This is a genomic window from Amycolatopsis orientalis DSM 40040 = KCTC 9412, assembly GCF_000478275.1.
Taxonomy (GTDB): domain Bacteria; phylum Actinomycetota; class Actinomycetes; order Mycobacteriales; family Pseudonocardiaceae; genus Amycolatopsis; species Amycolatopsis orientalis.
Genome location: NZ_ASJB01000091.1, coordinates 22,100 through 41,949, shown reverse-complemented (window position 1 = coordinate 41,949; position 19,850 = coordinate 22,100). Strand labels below are relative to the sequence as shown.

General features: G+C 71.2%; 12 protein-coding genes. All 12 read right to left on the bottom strand.

All coding sequences use genetic code 11. The annotated features are described in order from the left end of the window. Genes L324_RS36835 through L324_RS36780 form a run of 12 tightly spaced genes read right to left on the bottom strand, consistent with a single transcriptional unit; the run spans window position 1 to window position 19,831 of the window. Window positions 1-2,247, bottom strand: coding sequence for a class I SAM-dependent methyltransferase (locus L324_RS36835; protein ID WP_051174322.1), 2,247 nt, complete (start codon window positions 2,245-2,247; stop codon window positions 1-3). Continuing rightward, window positions 2,244-3,236, bottom strand: coding sequence for a saccharopine dehydrogenase family protein (locus tag L324_RS36830; RefSeq protein WP_037319945.1), 993 nt, complete (start codon window positions 3,234-3,236; stop codon window positions 2,244-2,246). The genes L324_RS36835 and L324_RS36830 overlap by 4 nt, the downstream gene beginning before the upstream one ends. Beyond that, window positions 3,233-4,969, bottom strand: a complete 1,737-nt coding sequence (locus L324_RS36825) for an ABC transporter ATP-binding protein (protein WP_037319943.1) — start codon at window positions 4,967-4,969, stop codon at window positions 3,233-3,235. Before L324_RS36825 ends, L324_RS36830 begins: the two co-directional genes overlap by 4 nt. Continuing rightward, window positions 4,966-6,693 (bottom strand): ABC transporter ATP-binding protein, encoded by a 1,728-nt coding sequence (locus tag L324_RS36820; RefSeq protein WP_037319940.1) that lies wholly within the window; start codon window positions 6,691-6,693, stop codon window positions 4,966-4,968. The genes L324_RS36825 and L324_RS36820 overlap by 4 nt, the downstream gene beginning before the upstream one ends. Beyond that, entirely contained in the window at window positions 6,690-12,005 is a 5,316-nt protein-coding gene (locus tag L324_RS36815; protein WP_037319938.1) for a non-ribosomal peptide synthetase, read from the bottom strand. Before L324_RS36815 ends, L324_RS36820 begins: the two co-directional genes overlap by 4 nt. Continuing rightward, the gene (locus L324_RS36810) at window positions 12,002-13,471 is read right to left on the bottom strand and encodes an ABC transporter ATP-binding protein (RefSeq protein WP_051174321.1); all 1,470 of its coding nucleotides are present in this window, start codon (window positions 13,469-13,471) and stop codon (window positions 12,002-12,004) included. Before L324_RS36810 ends, L324_RS36815 begins: the two co-directional genes overlap by 4 nt. Further along, entirely contained in the window at window positions 13,468-14,229 is a 762-nt protein-coding gene (locus tag L324_RS36805) for an ABC transporter permease (RefSeq protein WP_037319937.1), read from the bottom strand. The genes L324_RS36810 and L324_RS36805 overlap by 4 nt, the downstream gene beginning before the upstream one ends. After that, window positions 14,226-15,173 (bottom strand): ABC transporter permease, encoded by a 948-nt coding sequence (locus L324_RS36800; protein ID WP_037319934.1) that lies wholly within the window; start codon window positions 15,171-15,173, stop codon window positions 14,226-14,228. The genes L324_RS36805 and L324_RS36800 overlap by 4 nt, the downstream gene beginning before the upstream one ends. Then, the gene (locus L324_RS36795) at window positions 15,170-16,714 is read right to left on the bottom strand and encodes an ABC transporter substrate-binding protein (protein WP_037319931.1); all 1,545 of its coding nucleotides are present in this window, start codon (window positions 16,712-16,714) and stop codon (window positions 15,170-15,172) included. Before L324_RS36795 ends, L324_RS36800 begins: the two co-directional genes overlap by 4 nt. Before the next feature lie 29 nt (window positions 16,715-16,743). Further along, window positions 16,744-17,421 (bottom strand): VOC family protein, encoded by a 678-nt coding sequence (locus L324_RS36790; protein ID WP_037319929.1) that lies wholly within the window; start codon window positions 17,419-17,421, stop codon window positions 16,744-16,746. Between the two features lie 2 nt (window positions 17,422-17,423). Next, window positions 17,424-18,509, bottom strand: a complete 1,086-nt coding sequence (locus tag L324_RS36785) for a Gfo/Idh/MocA family oxidoreductase (protein WP_037319927.1) — start codon at window positions 18,507-18,509, stop codon at window positions 17,424-17,426. Further along, entirely contained in the window at window positions 18,506-19,831 is a 1,326-nt protein-coding gene (locus L324_RS36780; RefSeq protein ID WP_235783756.1) for a salicylate synthase, read from the bottom strand. Before L324_RS36780 ends, L324_RS36785 begins: the two co-directional genes overlap by 4 nt. Between the last annotated feature and the right edge of the window lie 19 nt (window positions 19,832-19,850).

The following is a 19,850-nucleotide window of genomic DNA, read 5'->3' as shown; positions in this document are numbered from 1 at the left end:
TCAGTCTTCCTTCCGGGGCGGTTTGCGTGCGGCGAACACGCGGTGGCCCAGTGGTTCGAGCGGATGTCCGGTGGCGGGCAGGCCGTCCGCGCGGACGAGTCCGGCGCGGTCGAGGACGGCGTTCCACTGCGGCAGCGTCAGGAAGCTGGCGCGGTCCTCCGCCCGGTCGTCGGCGGCGTCGGCCATCAGGAACGCCTGCGAGGTCAGGATCCAGAACTCTTCGACGGTCGGTTCGGTGAGCAGCAGCCAGCCCCCGGGGACCAAGATCTCGGTCAACCGGGCGACGGACGCGTCGGTGTCCTGGGCGGCGTTGAGCACTCCACCGCCGATGACGAGGTCGAACGACTCCGGCGAGAAGCCCTGGTCCGCGATCGGGACGTCGATGTCGAACCGTCCGAAGTGGACACGGGGATCCCCCTTCAGCCGCTCTCGCGCCTGGTCCAGGAAGTACGCCGAGACGTCGGTATACAGGTACTCGACGTCGTCCAGTGCCGGGAGCACGTGCTCGGTGGTGGCACCGGTGCCCGCGCCGACCTCGAGGATCCGCGCCCGCCGTCCGGCCGTGATCCCGGCGGCCAGCGCGCTGACCGCGTGGTGCTGGTAGCGGCCGGTCACGTTCTCGCGGTAGAGCGCCGCGGCGAGGTCGGTCCGGCCCTGGGGGAACAGGAGGTTGACCGCCTGCTCGCGGCCGGCCAGCAGCTCGGGCAGTTTACGCGCGTTGGCCATGGCGTAGTCGACGGTGCCCGCCGAACCGACGGTGTCGAGCCACGCCTGCCGAGCGCGCTGCCAGGCGTTTTCCAGCGCCTCGTCCGAGTATTCGGCCGGATCCGGCACCGGGTGATGATCTTCGGTCAGCAGGCCCTCGGCCTTCAGGACGTCGAGCCAGCGTTTGAGCAACCGCCGATGGCCGGGGGTGATGGCGAGGATCTCGTCCTCCGGCCTGCCCAGCACCGGGCTGAGCACGTTGAGCATCGACAGCAGCGCCGTGCGCCCGAAATCTTCGACGGCCCGGACGGCGGCGGCGAGGTCGATATGCGCCAGCGCCAGGTCCGCGGCGGCACCGGCCGCGGCGACGTCGACCCGCGTTTCGGGGGCCGTATGCCGCACGACCTCGACCCCGAACGTGTCCCGCACGGCGTCTGCTTCCGCGTCGGTGAGCCATCCGGTGCTCTCGATCCGGCGCAGGCGCGGCAGATCCGCGAGCAGCGCGGCCGGATGATCCGGCAGTTCCCGAAGCGTGGCCGCGGACAGTACGGCGTGCTCGGCGCCGGTCCGTTCGAGATGCGCGAGCACCTTCGCGGGACTCCAGCCGGCCGGGATCTCGTCGGTGGCCACGGCGGAGAACAGCCGTTGCCCCGCGACGGCCAGCGGGGAATCCGGTTCGGGCAGGACCGATTCCAGGGTGAACCCGGCCGCCGCGAGTTCGGCCCGCCAGCCGGGTTCGTCGAGGAACGGCGCGCCCGCGCGGCGATCGGCCGTACCGGGCCGGGGCTTCCCCGCCGGGGCGGACAACAGGAAGGCCATGGACGTCAGGAGGGCGTGGTTCTCGTGACCGGACTCGGTGAACACCAGCCTGGCGCCGGGTTCGAGCAGGCCGCGGATCCGGCGCAGCGTCCGGCCGAGATGCGCCGCGTTGTGCAACGCGTTCCCCGCGAACACCGCGGACGCGGCCGTGACCCCCTGGTCACCGAAATCGCGGTCCATGTCGAGTACCGCCGTGGCGAATCCCTGCCGGTGCCGGTACCGCTCGGCCGCGGCGACGGTGAACCCGCGCGACACGTCGGTGAACAGGTACTTCCCTTCCACCGCCGGAAGGATCGTCGCGGTGGCGAACCCTTCGCCGCCGCCGAGTTCGAGGACGTCATGGGTGCCGCTGAGCACGTGCGCGGCGGCCGCGTTGAGATACCGGGTGAACACGTTGTCCTGGTAGGCCGCCAGTTCAGCGGCGTCGAACAGGTCGAGCAGCGTCACCCGGTCGGCCAGCAGATCCGGCAGCCTGCTCAGCGTCACCCGGTGGACCACGGCCATCGCGGGCGGAAAGCCCAGTGCCGCATAGGCTTCCTCGAACTCGGGGCCGGGCTCGACGGCTTCGGGCGACGTGTCTTCCGCCGACAACGCGGCGCGCCAGCGTTCGGCCAGCCACTCGTGCCGGGGCGCCGGAACACCCGCGGACAGGGCGGCGGCCATCGCGCGCAGGCTGATCTCTTCGATCACCCGCAACGCCTTCGGGATGTCTTCGCCGTTCACAGCGCGCCCTCCTCTTCCAGCACGAGACGGCTCAGCGGGCGGTCGAAGACGCCGACGTCGGCGACACCCAGTCCAGTCAGACAGTCCACAAGGGACTGGGTTCGGAGGACGTCGCCCGCGAAGTAGGAACCGGGCGGGAGTTCGCCACGGTCGACGGCGGATACGGCCAGCGCGACGACGGCTCCGGTCACCACGCCGTTCCCCTTCGCGCGGAGCACGGCGGTGCGGCCGTCGGCTTCGGCGATCAGCACCACGCGCGGCGCCCGGCCGGCGAGGTCGAGACGGCTCGCGCGGCACAGGTCCGCCACAGCCTCCTCCCGGCCGATGCCGTGGACCCGGTCGAAGGCACGGCCGACGTGGTCGCCGGCCAGCACCGTGTACCAGTCACCCTCGGCGACGCGCAGTGCCCGCGCGAGCCGTTCGGCCTCCGGGGTGAAGTACGGCAACAGGGTCACCGGCTCCGGGAAGAACGGCAGCGTGACCCCGGTTTCACGGGTCAGCGCCCGCGAGCGCCGTTCGCCCCGCCAGGCCGCCAGCGCCTCGCCGTGACCGGTGGCGGCCGCGTGCAGGTAGTCCTCGGCGGCCGAGCGGCTGAACAGATCCGAGACACCGAGCCAGACCTTGAGGCCGTGGACTTCGGCGTCGCGGGTCAGCCAGCGGGGCAGCGCCGCGGTGAGCCCTGGTTGAAGACCGGCGGACAGCAGTGCGGTCCGTCCACTATGGACATCGACCGGTTCGTCGCCGGACGCGTCGACGTAATGCGCCCCGGCCCGGCGGGCCGCCTCGGCGACGCTGTCACCGATGGCGTGCGCGGGTCCGGCGCAGTTCACCAGCACTTCGCAGCCGGAGGCGAACCGGTCCAGTGAGGCCGGGTCCCGGAAGTCCGCGACGGCGGATCCGGCCGCGCGCACCGGGCCGATCCCGAGCCGCTCCAGGAATCCCACCGCGTGACGGCCGACGTCGCCGGTCGCGCCCAGTACGCCGATCACGCGCCGCCCACCAGACGCCAGCCCCGCGCTTCCCGGCGTTCCTGCCAGAAACTCGTGTACCGGCCGCCCGCGGCGAGGAGTTCCTCGTGTGTCCCGGATTCGGCGATCTCCCCGCTGTCGAGCACGAGGATCTGGTCGGCCGCCATCACCGTGGGCAGCTTGTGCGCGATGACCAGCAACGTCGACGAGTTCTTCAGAGAGCGCAACGCGTTCTGGACGTATCGCTCGTTCTCCGGGTCGAGCGCCGCGGTCGCCTCGTCGAGCAGCACGATCGGCGCGTTCTTGAGCAGCGCCCTGGCGATCGAGACGCGCTGGCGCTCACCACCGGACAACGACGTGCCACCCTCGCCGACCTTGCTCTGCCAGCCGCCCGGCAACCGGTCGACGATCTCGTCGACCCCGGCCAGCCTCGCCGCCTCCCGTACGTCCTCGTCGGAGGCGTCCGGCCTGCCGAGCCGGATGTTCGCCTCCAGGGTGTCGTCGAAGAGGTAGACGTCCTGCATCACCACCGACAACTGCGCCATGAGATCCACAGTGGACAGATCACGGACGTCAGCGCCGCCGACCGAGACCACCCCGTCGTCGACGTCGAAGAACCGCATGACCAGCCGCGTGATGGTGGTCTTGCCCGAACCGGAGGCACCGACGATCGCGGTCATCGTGCCCGGCGGGATCCGCAGCGAGACGTCGCGCAGCACCGGTTCGCCCGGCCGGTAGCCGAAGGTCACCCCGCGCAGCGCGACTTCGCCCGGCACCGCGCCCGGCCGGGACTCCGCCGGTTCCACCAGCGGTTTCTCGTCGAAGATCGCTGCCAGCCGCCGCAGATCGTTCGCCGCCATGCGCAGCATCCCGCTCTGCCCGGCGAGTTCGCCGAGCGGCCCGGTGAACCGCGCCGCGAGCGCGAGCAACGCCACCAGCACCACCGGATCGATGGACCCGCTCGCCGCGAGCGACACCCCGACCGCGATCAGCGCGGCGAACGCCAGTTGCGCGGCGAGGCCGCTGGCGAGCAGGCGGGGTGCCGTCGTGCGGAGCATCCCGCCCCACGCCTTGCGCTGCGTTTCGATGGCCTCGTCGAGCGGCGGGTAGCCGTCGGTCGTCCGGCCGAACGCGCGCAACGCCTGCTGGGTGCGGGCGAACTCCACGACCCGGCTGCTGGCCACCGTGCTCGCCGCGTCGGTCCGCTCCTCGGACCGGCCGACCGACGTCGCCGCCCAGCGGTGCACGAGATACAGCACCGGCGCGCACAGGACGGTGGCCACGGCGAGGCGCCAGTCGAAGAAGAACATCGTGATCGCGACGGTCGCCGGCGTGATGGTCCCGGTGGCGACCGGGGTGAGCAGATGCGCGGTGACGCTGGTGACCATCAGCGTGCCGCCGGTGGCGCTGCGGGAAAGCCTGCCGACCTTCTCCGACGAGAACCAGCCCAGCGGCAGGCTCGCGACATGGTCGCCGAGCCGGGTGTGCAGGCTGGTCAGCGTGACCAGGGACAGCGCGAACCCCTTCATCGCCTGCCGGTAGTGCGCGACGCAGGCGAGGACGACGATCACCGCCGTCACCACCAGCCTGCTCCACGCGTCGTCGGGCGAACCCGACAGCAGCGCTTGCAGTACCGGGACGAGCGAAGCCATCGCGAGCCCCTGCAACACGGCGTACGCGGCCAGCCAAGCGAAATAGCCGCGGATCGCGCGGCGGTGTTCCGGCCCCATGATCGCCAGCAGATCCTTGATCATCGGACGCCCTCCTCGGCACCGGCGTGCGCGTGCCACATCCGGGCGTAGCGCCCGTCGGCGGCCAGTAGTTCTTCGTGGGTCCCGGATTCGGCGACCACCCCGCGATCGAGGACCGCGATCCGGTCGGCTCCGGCGATGGTGGCCAGCCGATGCGCGATCACCAGTACCGTGCGGCCGCGCGCGAGCGTGGACAGCGCCTGCTGGATCCGCGCTTCGGATTCCGCGTCGGCGTAGGCGGTCGCCTCGTCGAGGACGAGCACCGGGGTGTCGGCGAGCAGCGCCCGCGCGATCGAGATCCGCTGTGCCTCGCCGCCGGAGAACACCGCGTCCTCCCCGATCACCGAGTCGTATCCCCGGGGCAGCGCGAGGATCCGATCGTGGATCCGCGCAGCTTCCGCGGCGGCTTCGACCTCGGCGTCCGTCGCTTGTGGACGGCCGAGCCGCAGGTTGTCGGCGACGGTCCCGTGCAGCAGCTGGACGTCCTGCAGGACGAAGCCGACCTTGCGGTACAGCACTTCCGGCGCGATCCGCCGGACGTCGACACCGCCGAGCCGGACCGCACCGCGGGTGACGTCGTAGAAGCGGGGCACCAGCTTCGCGAGCGTCGACTTCCCCGCGCCCGAACTGCCGACGAGCGCGGTCACCGTCCCGGGACGGCAGACGAGGCTGACGTCCGCCAGCACGGTCTCGCCTTCGTTGTACCCGAACGAGACCCGGTCGAACTCGACCAGATGTCCCCGGGGTTCTTCGGGTTCGTCCACGATCGGCAGCACCGGCGTGTCCAGCAGCGCGCCGATCCGTTCGGCGGCCGCCACCGCCTTGCGCTGCGCGGTGAAGCCGTTGTTGAGGGTGAGCAGGGTGGACGGGATGATCATCGCGACCAGCACTTCGGCGAGGACGTCGACCGGGCTCACCCAGCCCTGTGCGACGAACCAGGTCCCGCCCGCCAGGCTCACCAAGGCGATCACCGGCGCCGAGAGAGCCAGCGACGTCAGGGCTTCGAGTCTGAGTATCGGTCGGACCCACCCGGCGTACCGCTCGCCGTAGTCGACGACGGCTTGCCGGTAGCCGCGGTGGGCACGCCCCGCCTGACCGAACGCCTTCACCACGGTGATGCCGTGCACGAACTCGACGATCGCCGCGCTCACCTTCGCGAAACCGGAGTCGAGTTCGCGCATCTTGTCGGCGAACCCGCGCATCATCGAGGCGTAGGCGACCAGGTAGACGGGCAACGTGACGATCGCGAGCAGCGCGAGCCGCCAGTCCAGCCAGCACAGGTAGGCGATCCCGCCGAGCGGCAGCACGATCGCGCCGGTCATCTCGACGTCGTGGTGCGCCACCAGATGGTGCAGCTCCTCGACGTCGTCCTGCGCGGCCTTGCGCACCTGCCCGGAGGTGACGTCGGTGTACCAGCCGAGCGGCACCGCGCCGAGCCGGTCCACCATCCGGCGGCGCACGAGCGCCTGCAACCGCGCGTCGGCGATATGGGTCAGCCACAGGGCGAAGCCGTTCAGCAGTGACCCCACGATCAGCGCGGCCACGACGACGAGCGCGACGACGGTGAGCCGCCCGCCGTCCGGCGGTCCGTCCTCCAGCAGCACGCGCCCTAGTTCGGCGAGCCCGGCGAACGGGACGAGCGTGGTCAGCGACCCGATCGCGCCGACGAGCATGCCGAGCCGGGTCAGCCCGGCGACGGGTTTCCGCAGTTCCTTCAACGGGGTCATGCGGTCACTCCCGAGGTGATGGCGGCGCCGAGATGGGCGACGACGACGTCGACGTTGGGCGGTTCGATGACGCTGAAATGGTTGCCGGGGACGTCGATCACGGTGAATTCGCCGAGGCAGGTCTGCTCCCAGAACGGGGCCGCGAGATGCCCGACCCCGGCGGTGACGCCGAACGACTGCTGTTCGGTCGCCCGCAGGAAGGTCATGTCGCCGACGTACGGCTCGGGGTCGTACCTGGCCGCACGCATGCTGTGGCGGCAGACGCGGAACAACGCCGGGACCAGTTCGGGGTCGACCGGGATCCCGGCCTGTTCCGAGGCTGCTTCGGCGTATTGCGCGAGCCGGGTCTCCTGGTCCACTTCGTGCCGCCGCCGCACGGCCGCCGCGACGGCCTCCAGACCGGGGTCTCCGGTGAGCGCGCCCATCGCCCCGGCGGGGACGTTCCGGTCGTGGTCGGTCATGAGTTTTTCGATCGCCCGGTAGACGTCGGCACTGTCCACATCGGACCCGAAGACGGCGGCGACCGGATCGAGGTTGAGGTTCGGGACGAAGATCGCCTCGAACGCCAGCTCTTCCCCGGTTTCGAGGAACATCGGAATGCTGTCGACGAGGGTCAGGTCGTCGACCGGCACCCCGCGTTCCAGCAGCCGCCGGGCGACCTCGGTGGCCAGCAGCCCACCGAGGCAGTAGCCGATCAGCTGAAACCGCGTGTGCCCCGCGGCGAGCAGGCGGTCGGCGTAGTCGTCGGCGACCCGGCCGATCAGCCGCTTCGGGTCGATCTCGCAGTAGGCTTCCTGATCGGCGACGGCCACGCCGATCACCGGCCCGAGTTCCTGCGCCGCCAGTGCCTTCCCGAGCGACTGGAAGTAGTCGAGGGTGCCGAGCGCCGCGTGGAAGAGCACCCGCGCCGGACCCTCTTCCCCGCCACCGAACGGAATCAGGAGCGCGTTGCCCGACCGGTCGGAGTCATCCACAGGTGTGGACAACGGTTGTGCACGCAGGGCTCTGGCCAGCGCGGACACCGTCGGCTCGTTGAGCATCTGACGGAGCAGCGTGTCGTAGGTGAACGGTCCGGCCTCCGGGATCTCCTCACGCAACCGCCCGGCGACCCTGGCGAGCACGAGGGAATCGGCGCCGCGGTCGTAGAAGTTGTCGTCACGGCCGATCCGCGGCAAACCGAGGGCGCCCGCCCACAACGCGGTGAGCCTGCCTTCCAGTTCGTCCGGCGGGCCGTCCTCGGCGGCGAGGTCGTCATCGGGGAGAACCGGCCGCCAACCCGCGAGGGTTTTGCGGTCGACCTTCCCGTTGCCGGTGAGCGGCAGTTCGTCGACGATCTGGACGTGCGCGGGGACCATATGCGCGGGAAGACGTTCGGCGAGGAAGGCGGTGAAGTCGTCGGCGGTGACGTGGCACCGGTCGGTCTTGACACGAGTCGCGAACAGCCGCATCCCCTGGGCGGCCTGCGGATGCCCGTCGTCGGGGAGGACGACGTCGGCGTCGACCAGACTCAACCAGTCCTCTGTGGACAGAAGCGGGGTCGCGCCGGTCCGGTGATCGCCACCACTGGGTTCCATCATGAAGCCCTGGGTCAGCAGGATGTGCGGATGTTCCTCGGTCGGTTCGGTGAACACGAGCCAGCCGCCGGGTGCCAGCAGTTCGGTCGCCGCGGCGATGGCGGCCGCCGGATCGCGGGTGCTGTTCAGGACACCCGCGCAGAGGACGACGTCGAACGAGTTGGGCGCGTAACCCTGCGCCCGGAATTCCTGGTCGAGGTCGAACAGGCCGAACCGGGCGCGTGGGAACTCCTCGCGGGCGGGGGTCAGGAAGAACGGCGTGAGGTCGGTGAAGAGGTAGTCGACGTCGAAGCCTTCGAGCATCGGCAGGACCGCCGACGTCGTCGCCCCGGTGCCCGCGCCCGCTTCCAGTACCCGCAGCGGCCGGTCGCTCGCCGCCGCGATCCGGTTCAGCAGCGCGGCGGCGCCGTGGTTGAGGTAGCGGGTGATCGTGTCGTCGCGGTAGATCGCCCGCGCGGTGCCCAGCCGCCCCTCGGGGAACAGCAGCTCGAACGGGTTCTGGTCGCCGTCCAGCAGAGCGTGGATGTGCTCGACGTGGAGTTCGTGGTAGCGCACGAACTCGGGCGTCGCCAGTCCCCGTTCGACCCGCCGCCACGCCTCGGTGACCAGTTCCGGAGTGGCGTCGGCGATACGGGTGTAGTGGCCGTCGAAGCCGAGTTTTCCCGCGGCGGTGAGAAGAGCGAGCCAGCGGCGGACCAGCCAGTGGTGCTGTTCGTGGATCCTCGCCGTCTCCAGGACGCCGTCCGCGTCCTGCGGTGTCTCGAACGCGCCGCGCTCGGTCAGCGCGGTGAGCATGGACAGCAGTGCGGCCTCGTGCAGATCGCCGACATGCCCGGTGACCTGGTCTTCACCGATTCCGGCGACCTGGCGGTCGGCGAACTTGCGGACGGTTTCGGCCAGCCGTGGCGGAACTGCGTCCTTTTCGGACCGCCGCGCGGGTTCGGCGAAACCGAGCAGCGCGCGTTCACCGTGCCGATCACCGGTGAGCACGACCGCGGCCGCGCCGACGTCCTCGTGCGCCAGCAACGCGGACTCGACCTCGCCGAGTTCGATGCGGTGACCCCTGAGCTTGACCTGATCGTCTTCACGGCCCAGGAATTCGATCTCGCCGCCGGGCAGGTAGCGGCCGAGGTCGCCGGTGCGATAGAGCCTGGTCCCGTCGTGCGTGACGAACCTCGACGCGGTCAACTCCTCATCGCCGAAGTACCCGAGGGCGAGACCGGCGCCGGTGACGTACAGCTCACCGGGAGTCCACACCGGACAGTCGTGATAGGACTCGTCGAGGACACGGAAGCCCTGATTCGTCAGCGGCTTCCCGTACGGGATGCTCACCCACTCCGGATCGACTTCCTCGATGGGATGGAAGATCGACCAGATCGCCGCTTCGGTGGCCCCGCCGAGGCTGACCAGACCGGCGTTCGCCAGCTTCGCGAACTGCGCGGGCAGCGTCACCGGGATCCAGTCGCCGGACAACAGCGCCAGGCGCAGACTCGGAATCGCCAGCGGCTCCGATTCGAGGTAGTTCGCCAGCATCTGGAGCTGGGCGGGTACCGAGTTCCACACCGTGACGCCGTGGTCCGCGACCAGTCGCGCCCAATGGGACGGATCGCCCGGCCGTCCCGCGTCCGGCAGGACGAGGGCGGCCCCGGCCGAGAGCGTGCCGAAGATGTCGTACACCGACAGGTCGAACCCGAGCTGCGCGAGCCCGAGCACCCGGTCCCCGTCGGTGACGCCGAACCGGCGGGTGATGTCCTCGATGGTGTTCCGTGCCGCGCGGTGCGTGATCATCACGCCCTTGGGCTCACCGGTCGAGCCGGACGTGTAGATCACGTACGCCAGTGCGTCCGGATCAACAGGCGTCACACCGGGAATCTCGTCGGCGGGTTCGAGCGTGTCGACGTCGATGACCTCGACGCCGTCCGGCCGCCCGACCCACGATTGGCTGAGCACCACCCGGACCCCGGCCAAGGCGAGGACCTTTTCCCGGCGCAGCGCGGGTTGTGTGGTGTCCACCGGCAGGTACGCGCCGCCCGCCAGCAGGATGCCGAGTACCGCGGCGACCTGCTCGGGCCCCTTGTCCATCACGACGGCGACGCGGCCCAGCTGCTTGCCGCGCAAGGCTTCCGCGACCGCGCCGGCCCCGCGCGCGAGTTCGCCGTAGGTCAGGGTCCCGGCGGGGCCGGTGACCGCGATCGCCTCGGGTTCCCGCGCGGCGCGGGCGAAGAACTCCTCGTGCAGCGACGTCTCCGGCAGCGGCGCGGCCGTGTCGTTCACCGCGGCGCGTTCGGCGGCCTGCCACTCCGGCAGCGGAACCGGGCCGGTGCCTTCCCAGGCGTCACCGGACGCGGCCAGGCCGAGCAGGTGGGTTTCGAACGCGGCGAACATGTCGTCGATCAGGCCGTCCGGGAAGATCCCCCGCCGGACGTCCCAGCTGATCGCGAGGCCGCCGGCGTCGTCGGTCACCTGGCAGTCGAGGAACACCTGCGGGGTCTGGGTGATGCCGTACCCGGTGGGCCGGTCACCCGAACCGAGGCCGATCCCGCTGGTGAACACGACCGGCATCAGCGCGGCTTCGCGGCCGCGGCGGCGGGCGATCTCCCGCACCACCTCGACGCCGGAGAACAGCCGGTGGTCCAGATCGGTGAACAGCCGCTCGGCGAGCCCGCGGGCGCGTTCGTGGAAGGGGTGCCCTGCCTGGTTTTCGACCGCCAGAAGGGTCACCGAGGTGAAGTCGCCGACGAGCTTGCCGACCTGCGGATGCGTCGGCCGCCGGTTGAGCAGCGTCAGGTTGAGCCCGAACCGGGGCCGCCGGGACCAGCGGCGGAGCACGTCGGCGTAGGCGGCGAGGACGACGTTCGACGGCGTGAGACCGTACTGTTTCGCCCGCTCGCACAACGCCGTCCAAGTCGGGGCGTCGAGCCGGGTGTGCCGTCGTTCGAACCGGACCGGACCGGTGCTCTCCCCCGGTTTCCTCGGGAGTTCGGGCGCGGCGGGCAGCTCGTCGACGCGTGCCTGCCAGTACTCGCGATCGCGGCGGTACCGGTCGGTGTCCCGCAGGGCCCGTTCGGCCAGCAGATGGTCGCGGAAGGTGATGTCGAGCGGCGGCAGCTCCGCGTGAGGGTCGGCGAGGAGCGTCTCGAGTTCCCCGAGGAGGATCCCGGCGCTCGCCCAGTCCGCGATCAGCGAGTCCATGGAGATGTGCAGCGTGCCGGGGGTGACGTGCAGATCGAACAGCGGCCAGCGCGTGGTCTCGTAGACGCGGTGCCCCAGTTCCGCGCGGACGGCGGCCGGATCCTCCGACCGCCCGACGCGGAAGCGCGGGACCTCGGGCAGGACATGCTGGTAGCCGTCCGGCTCGACGACCGCCCTGAGCATGTCGTGGCGGGCGATGAGGATGTTCCACGCCTCCTCGACCCGCTCGTGGTCCAGACCGGGGTAGGCGACTTCGAGGTAGCCGTGACACGCGACTCCGCCGTACCCGAAGGGATCCCGCCTGCCCAGGAGGTACGCGGTCTGGACGTCGGTGAGCGGGAACGGCTCGTGGCGGGCCTCCGCGTCGTGGCTGATGACCTGTTCGTCGGTTCGGAGGAGGGCGAGGATCGTCGCCTTGTTCGCTTTGAGGGTCGCCTTGTGCGCGTCGGTCAGGACGCCGCGGGGAGCGCGGAACCTCAGCTGCCCGGCCTCGGCCCACAACCGGACGCCCAGTGCGCGCAGCTCGTCGATGATCTGCTCGGTCATACCAGCGAAGCTCCTTGTTCGGTTCGGGACGGGTCGGTCAGCAGGCGGGCGATGACGCGGTCCGGGTCGGCGCCCGCTTCGGCCAGTTCGGCGGTCGGCGCGGTGAGGACGGACCGGCCCGCGTGCAGTACCAGCAATCGGTCCGATGTGGACACCGCCACGGCGGCGTCGTGGGTGATCAGGACGACCGCGAGGCCGAGTTCCGCGCGGAGTCCGTTCAGCAGGTTGAGGACTTCCGTCTGGGTTTCGGTGTCGAGCGCGGAGGTGACCTCGTCACAGATGAGGACTTCCGGCTCCGCGGCGAGCGCCCGCGCCAGCGCGACGCGCTGCCTTTGCCCTCCGGACAGTTCACCGGGCAGTCGTTTGTCCATTGTGGAGTCGAGGCCGACCGCTTCGAGCAGTTCGGCGACTCGGGCGTCCTGCTCCGCGCGGGACTTGACTCCGCGAAGCAGCCGCATCGGGCGGGTGAGCGCGGTGCGGACGGTCTGGCGCGGATGCAGGGCTTCCGCCGGATTCTGGGCGACGAGGGCGATCGCGGCCTTTTCCGTTGTGGCGCGGTCGCGGACGTCGGGCGCGAGCGGGCCGTCGTGGAGCGTGACGGTTCCCGAAGTGGGTCGGTGGAGCCCGGCGAGGCAGCGGGCGAGGGTGCTCTTGCCCGCGCCGGAGACGCCGAGAACAGCCAGGCACTCACCCGGGCTGATACTGAGGCCGACGTCGGTGAGGACGGGGTTTCCGCGATATCCCGCGGTGAGCTTTTCGGCCCTCAGGACCTCGGTTTGGGCGCCCGCGCGCGCCAGGAAAGGTCCTTTCCTGGCAAATTTTGCGAGGAAAGGACCTTTCATTGCAGTCTCGGGACCGGAAACCCGGCCCCCGTCGAGCATCACGACCCGGTCCACCTGTTCACGGACGGTGGCCAGATCGTGCGTGATCCACAGCAGCGCGACGCCGTCCTCCCGCAGCCGCCGGATCTCGGCGAGGACCTCCGCCTTGGCCAACAGGTCCAGTGCCGTCGTCGGCTCGTCCAGCACCAGCAGCCGGGGTGAGCGCGCCAGCGCGACGGCGAGCGCGACCCGTTGCTGCTGCCCGCCCGAGAGCTGGTGCGGGTACCGGCGCGCGAGGCTCGCGGGGAGCGCGACCCGGTCCAGCAGGGTGTCGACGAACTCGCGCGGCACCCGGCGGCCGGCCGCGGTCCGCAGGATCGACGCGACCCGCGCGTAGGGGTTCAGCAGCGAACCCGGGTCCTGCCCCAGGTAGCCGACCGGGCCGGTGATCTCGACCGTCCCGGCGGTCCGCCGGACACCGGGCCGCTGGTGCCCGAGCACCGCCAGCGCCAGCGAGGTCTTCCCCGCGCCGGACGGCCCGGCCAGCGCGACGGCCTCGCCCTCGGCGATCGTCAGGTCGACCCCGTCGAGGATTTCGTGGTCCCCGGCTGACAACCGGAGGCCGGAGATACGCACCAGGCTCATGTCAGCCGCTCCGCGGTCCGGTTGGCGGCCACCGCCAGGATCGCGATACCGGCGACCGGGACGAGCAGCGCCCACGGTTGCAGCGCGGCGCCGGGCAAGGCCTCCACGATGAGCAGTCCCCAATCCGAATCCGAGGTGCTGAGGCCGAGGAATCCCGCCGCCGCGACCAGGTAGACCGCCGTGACGAACCGGACGCCGAGGTCGGCGGCCAGCGGACCGGCCACCAGCGGCAGGACTTCCCGCCCCAGCAGCCAGGTCCAGCGCTCGCCCCTGGCGATCGCGGCTTCGACGTGCGCCCGGCCGCGGACCTGTTCGGCGGCTGCCCGCGCGACCCGGGCGGAGAGCGGGATGCTCGCCACGGCGACCGCGAGGATCAGCCCGGCGCGGTTCGGCACGGCGGTCAGCACGAGCAGCGACACCAGGATCGGCGGGACGGCGGCGAGCGTGTCGAGCGGCCGCATGAGCACCGGTTCCACCCAGCGGCGGCGCGCCAGCGCGGTGACCAGGCCGATCGCGGCGCCGAGACCCGCCCCCGCGAACGCGGACACGAGACTCGTCAGCAGGAGGGGCCTACCGCCGTGGAGCACGCGGGAGAGGACGTCGCGACCGAGGTGGTCGGTGCCGAAGATCCCGCCGGTCCCCGGTGGCGAATACGGCGGGGCGACCGGCGCGGTCGCGGAATGCGGAGCCAGCTCGGGTCCTAAAAGGACGATTCCGAGGAGCACGAGCCCCGCCACGACGAGGGTACGGCGGATCATCGCGCGCCTCCCGTCCGCAGGCGAGGGGTCAGCAGGACGACGGCGAAATCGGCCAGCAGCAGCGCCAGCAGCATCAGCGCGCCCAGGACGAGTACGACGGCCTGCACCACCGGCAGGTCCCCGGTCTGCACCGAGGACACGAGCAGCTCGCCGATCCCCGGATAGCCGAACACCTTCTCCACCAGCACCGCGCCGCCGACGAGCGCGACCCCGGTGACGAGCCAGACCTGGACCGCGACCGGCAGCACGGCCGGGACGACGAGCCGTCGCGCCAGCACCGGCCACCGGACCCCGTTGAGCCGCAGGAACTCCGCCTGCGGGCCCGCGAGGGTTTGCGCCGCCGCGCCGCGGATGACCCGGACCGCGTAGGCGGATCCGGCCAGCACCAGGCTGGCCACCGGCAGGACGAGCACTTCGGGATACGCGAGCGGGCTCGCGCCGGCGGGCAGCAGCGACACCGCGGGGAACCATCGCAGCGTCACCGCGAACAGCAGCACCAGCCCGCCCGCCGCGACGAACTCCGGCACGGACACCAGCAGCAGCGAGCCGGCCGAGATCGTCTTGTCCACGGCCCGGCCGCGGCGCCAGGCCGCCCACAACCCGAGTCCCAGCGAGAGCGGGGCCAGCAGCAGGACGGCCAGCCCGGCGAGCAACGCCGAGTTGCCGACCCGGTCCGAAAGCAGCTCCGTCACCGGACGTCCGCTCACCGACGTCCCGAGATTTCCGCCGAACAGACCGGAAGCCCAGTCGGCGTAGCGCACCGGCAACGGCCGGTCGAGGCCGAGCCGGGCACGCAACGCGGCCGCCTGCTCCGGCGTCGCGGAGATCCCGAGCCTGCTCGTGACCGGGTCGCCGGGCAGCAGGTCGACCCCGGCGAACACCAGGATCGACAACGCCACCAGCATGCCGAGCCGGGTCACGAGTTTCCGGGCGAGACCCGTCACGCCAGGCCCGCCTTGCCCAGATACGGGTACTTGGCCTGATCCCGCACGGTGATCCCGGCGACGGATTTGCGCGCGAGGCTCAGCACATCCGCCTGCCCCCAGACGATCGTGTTGCCGCGGTCGAACATCACGTCCTGGACCTCGGCCCACGCCTGGGCGCGGACGCCTTCGTCGGTACTGGCGATCGCGGTGCCGAACGCCGTCTTGAGCCGCTCGTCCGGGAAGGCCAGTCCCGGGAACCCGGTGAGCCTGCCGTACATCACCGCGAGCGGGACCGCGCCGCTGGAGAACGACACGCCGTGCGCGGCGGCCACCGCCTCGGGGCGGAAGAACTCGGCCGGGCCGACGATCTGTGGTTTCACCACGAGACCGATGGCCTTCAGCTGCTCGGCGAGCAGCTGGGTGGAGGCGTTGTAGCCGATCTCGTATTCCGCCGTCCGGATGGTCACTTCCGCGCCCTCTGCCCCGGCCTCGCGGACGAGCCCGCGCGCCTTGTCGAGGTCGCGGGCGAGTGGTTCCTTGGCGGCGAAGTACTTCGCGCCCGCGCAGAGCAGGTCGTTGCCCACCGAGCCGTAGCCGAGCAGGATCGTGTCGACCAGCGCCTGCCGGTCGATCGCCAGCCGGACGGCCTTGCGGACGCGCGGATCGTCGAACGGCTTGAGCGCGGGGTTGAGCACGAAGCCGAACGCGGTGCGGTTGTTCTCGCCCGCCGTCCGGATTTCGAGGTCGGCGTTCGCGACCCCGGTCTTGGCCGTGGTGAAGGGGATGTCCCCGGCGAAGTCGGACTGTCCGGTGAGGACGGTGTTCACCTTGGCCTGCGGGTCGGTGAGGCTGAGCAGGACCAGCTCGTCCGCCGGGGCGGCGCCGCCCCAGTAGCCGTCGAACCTGGCGAGCCGGGCTTCCCGGCCGGCTTCGAACGCCGTCACCCGGTAGGCGCCGGTGCCGACGGCGGTGGCCGCGGTGAACGACGTCGCGCCGTCCTTGACCATCTTCGCCGGGAAGGCGGCCAGGAACAGCGCCGGATCGCCGAGTGCCTGCTTGGTGGGCACTTCCAGGGTCAGCGGATCCCGGACCCGTACCGCAGCGGAGTCCACAAAGGACCCCAGTTGGCTCGGGTACGCCCGTTCCGGCGCGTTCATGTAACGGAAGCTGTAGGCGACGTCCTGCGCGGTGAACGTCGACCCGTCGTGCCAGCGGACGCCCTCGCGCAGGCGGAGCACGAACGAACGGCCGTCCGGCGCGGGTTCCGCCGCCAGTGCGAGTCCGGGCACGACCTCGGCGTTGTCCAAAGTGAACAGTGAGTCGAAAAGGACGTCGTGGCGTACGAAGTCGATCGGTGATCCGCCCGCGTACGGGTCGAGGCTCTCCCCGGCGCCGCCACCGGTGAACACGGCCCTCAGCACTCCACCACGCCTGGCGGCCGAAGTTCCCGCACCGGCGACCGGGGCGGACGCCGGAGCCGAAGTACCGCAGGCGGCCAGCAGGAATCCGGCACCGGCGATTCCGGCCGTCCGGAACAGATCGCGGCGGGTGAAGGACATGGTGCTACTCCAGGGTTCTCGGGGGTGGTTCAGTGAATTTCGGCGCCGTGCAGCAAAGCGGGATCGAGCGGGCCGGACAGGCCTTCGAGTTCGATCGCGCGGATCCGGGTGGTGGCCGCCGTGGTGACGGCGAACGCCGGGTCGCCCCCGGTGATCCGGTCGAAGGCGGGACGATCGGTCGCGGCGACGTCGATCACGACGGTGCGCAGGCCCTTCGCGCCGTTCGGATGGTCGACCTCCGGCGGATGCTGCGGCGGGTCGTAGGGGCTCACCAGGAACGGCAACCGATCCTGGCGTGGGTAGGCGAACTGGAACCGCGTCCGCTCGCCGTCCGGTTTGGTCCGGGTCCAGCGCACCACCCGGCCCGCGCGGATCCCCTCCGCCCGCAGCGTCTTCACCGGACCGGCGAGATCCGGCTCGTCGATCAGCACGGCGACGTCGCAGAATCCTTCGTTCGCCACGGCCCAGCGCGTCATCCGCACCCCGGCGCCGCGGCCGAACGCGAACTCGATCGGCCACTTCAGCCGGTGCGCTCCCGGTGGCGTGGTCAGCAGTTCGATGATCGGACCGTCCTCGAACCAGATGTGCGCGTGTTTGGCCTTGTCCTCCGCGCTGGCGTAGTCGACGACGAACCCCAGCTCACGGAAGTCGCGCACGGCCTGGTGCAGGTCGTCGACCTTCAGCAGCACATGACTGCAGCGGGCCATCGTCACTCCTTTGTGGACAGAACGGACAAGGGGATCTCGGCGGGCACACCGGGATGGATGAGTTCGGGCAGCCCGATCGCCGCGGTGAGGTCGCGCCAGGCCGTCGAGACGCCGAGCGCCCACTGCCCCGACGCGGCACGCCGTGCCGGTTCGTCGATGTCCCGGCACAGTTCCCGCAGGCTCTCGGCGACCGCGTCCGGCCACAGCTCGGCGAAGACGTCGTGATAGGTGCCGGGTTCCTCGTCGCCCAGCGGCACGGTGGTCGTGACGCCGAGGCGTTCGGTCCCCGGCCCGGCCATCACCAGCCGTCCGGTCTCGTCGCGTCCGGCGTGCAGCCTCGGATTCCACAGCACGGGTCCGTGGGTGTCGGCGAGGGTGAGCACGCCGCCCTCGGCACCGAGGGAGATCCGGTGCAGCAGGAAGGAGTGGTTGTCGGCGTCGTCCGGATCGACCTGGTTCTGCACGCGCAGGGTCACCGGGATCCCGCCGACGACGGCGTGCAGCTGACGGAACGGTTGCGGTGCGGCGAGATCGGCGAACGGGAACGGCTGGACCGTGCCGAACGCCCAGGGCCGCAACCCGCCCGCGACCCGGCCGAGGACGTCGAGCAGCGGGTAGGCGACCTGGCTGTTGCAGGCGGCGTCGATGAAGGCGATCTTCTGCCGTTCGCGCAACGCCTTCGCCGCGGCGAGGAACCGACGGACCGGCCGCAGCCGGGGATACAGCGTGTTGACCGAGTACGCGGTGCCACCGGCGCGGGCCGCCCGCAGGCAGGCGGCGATCTCCTCGGCGTGCACCGGATGTTCCTGCAGCACCGGGATTCCCCGGCGCAGGAAGGTCCGGGCCAGTTCCGACCCGCTTCCTCCCAGCGCCCCGGAACGGACGACCACGCAGACGATGTCGACGTCCGGTACCTCGTCCGGCGAGGTGTACAACGGAACCCCGTACCGGCGTGCGCACTCGGCGGAATACGCGCTCCCGGCGGCGAGAACGCCCGCCAGCTCGAAGGATTCCGGGTCCGACCGGACGGCGTCGAGGTAGATCCGGCCGAACGCGGTGCCCGCCACCACGACCTTGCGCCGGGTCACGGGAGCACGGCCGGGGCCAGTGCGGGCACCAGGAACCGCGAGACACTGCGCAGTTTCTCGCGGGTCTCTTCGAGTTCCCGGTCCGGAGTGGACTGTGCGACGATCCCCGCCCCGGCCCGCAGCCACGTCCGTCCCTCGTACCGGAACACGCTGCGCAGGACCAAAGCCGCGTCGAGCGAGCCGTCGGCGTCGGCGGTCAGGACGGCGCCGCTGTAGAGCCCGCGCGGTCCCGGTTCCAGCCGTCCGATGGCTTCGCACGCCGCCGCCTTCGGGATGCCGGAGGCGGTGACGGCGGGGAACAACGCGGTCAGCGCGTCCCAGGCGGTCTTGCCGTCTGCCAGGTCACCCGCCACGTCCGAGCCGAGATGCTGGACGCTGCCGCGTTCGCGGACCGACATGAATTCGCTGACCCCCACGGAATCCGGGGCGCACACCTCGTCCAGTTCGGCCGCGGCCAGCCGCACCGAGATGGCGTGCTCGAAGACCTCCTTGGCGTCGCGGTAAAGCTCCGCACGGCGGGCGACGTCGAGCGCGTCACCGTCGAGTGCCCTGGTCCCGGCCAGCGGCTGGGTCCTGGCGCGGCCGTCCGCGGTCACCCGCGCGACGATCTCCGGGCTGAACCCCGCCGCCTCCCAGCCGCCGAGCCGCAGAAGATAGGACCGGGCGGGATCGTTGCCGCGGCGCCCCGCGAGATACGTGGCCGCGAGGTCGAGGTCGCCCTCGACCGGGACAACCCGGGACAGGATCACCTTGTCGAGCTTGCCCGCGCGGATGTCACCCACCGCGGCGGCGACCATTTCCCGATACGCGGCCGCGTCATGGTCGAGGTCGGCCGGGACGCGAGCGTCCGCAGGCGTTTCGGGGGCGATGGCGACGGCGAGGCGCTCGGCGAGTTCGTCCACTTCGGACTCAGTAGCCGCACGGACCAGCGCGCTCGCACCATCGAGCCGGACCTCTGCCCGCGGGATCATCAGGCAGGCCAGCGGACCCGACGCCGAAGCGGTGTCGTGCAGGACGTGTGCCAGTTCGAAGGCGGCCCATCCGTACGCCCGCCAGTCCGCGATCCCGGCCGCGGCGAGCGCCTTTCCCACGACGTCGAGCGGTTTTCCGGCGAACTCGGTTTCCCGGTCCTCGGTGATCAGCCTGGCCCCGCCGTCGTGGAGTTCGACCGTCGCCCAGGCGTTCTCGGCCCACGAGACCGTTCCCCGGTTCTCGTAGCCGACCTGGGCGCCGGGCCGGTCACGGGCCAGCGCGGCGAGCGTGGTGACGGCGTCGGCGGCGAGCGGGATCCGCCGCTCGGCATAGCGGTATCGCGACAACACGGAACTCCTTGTCAGAAAA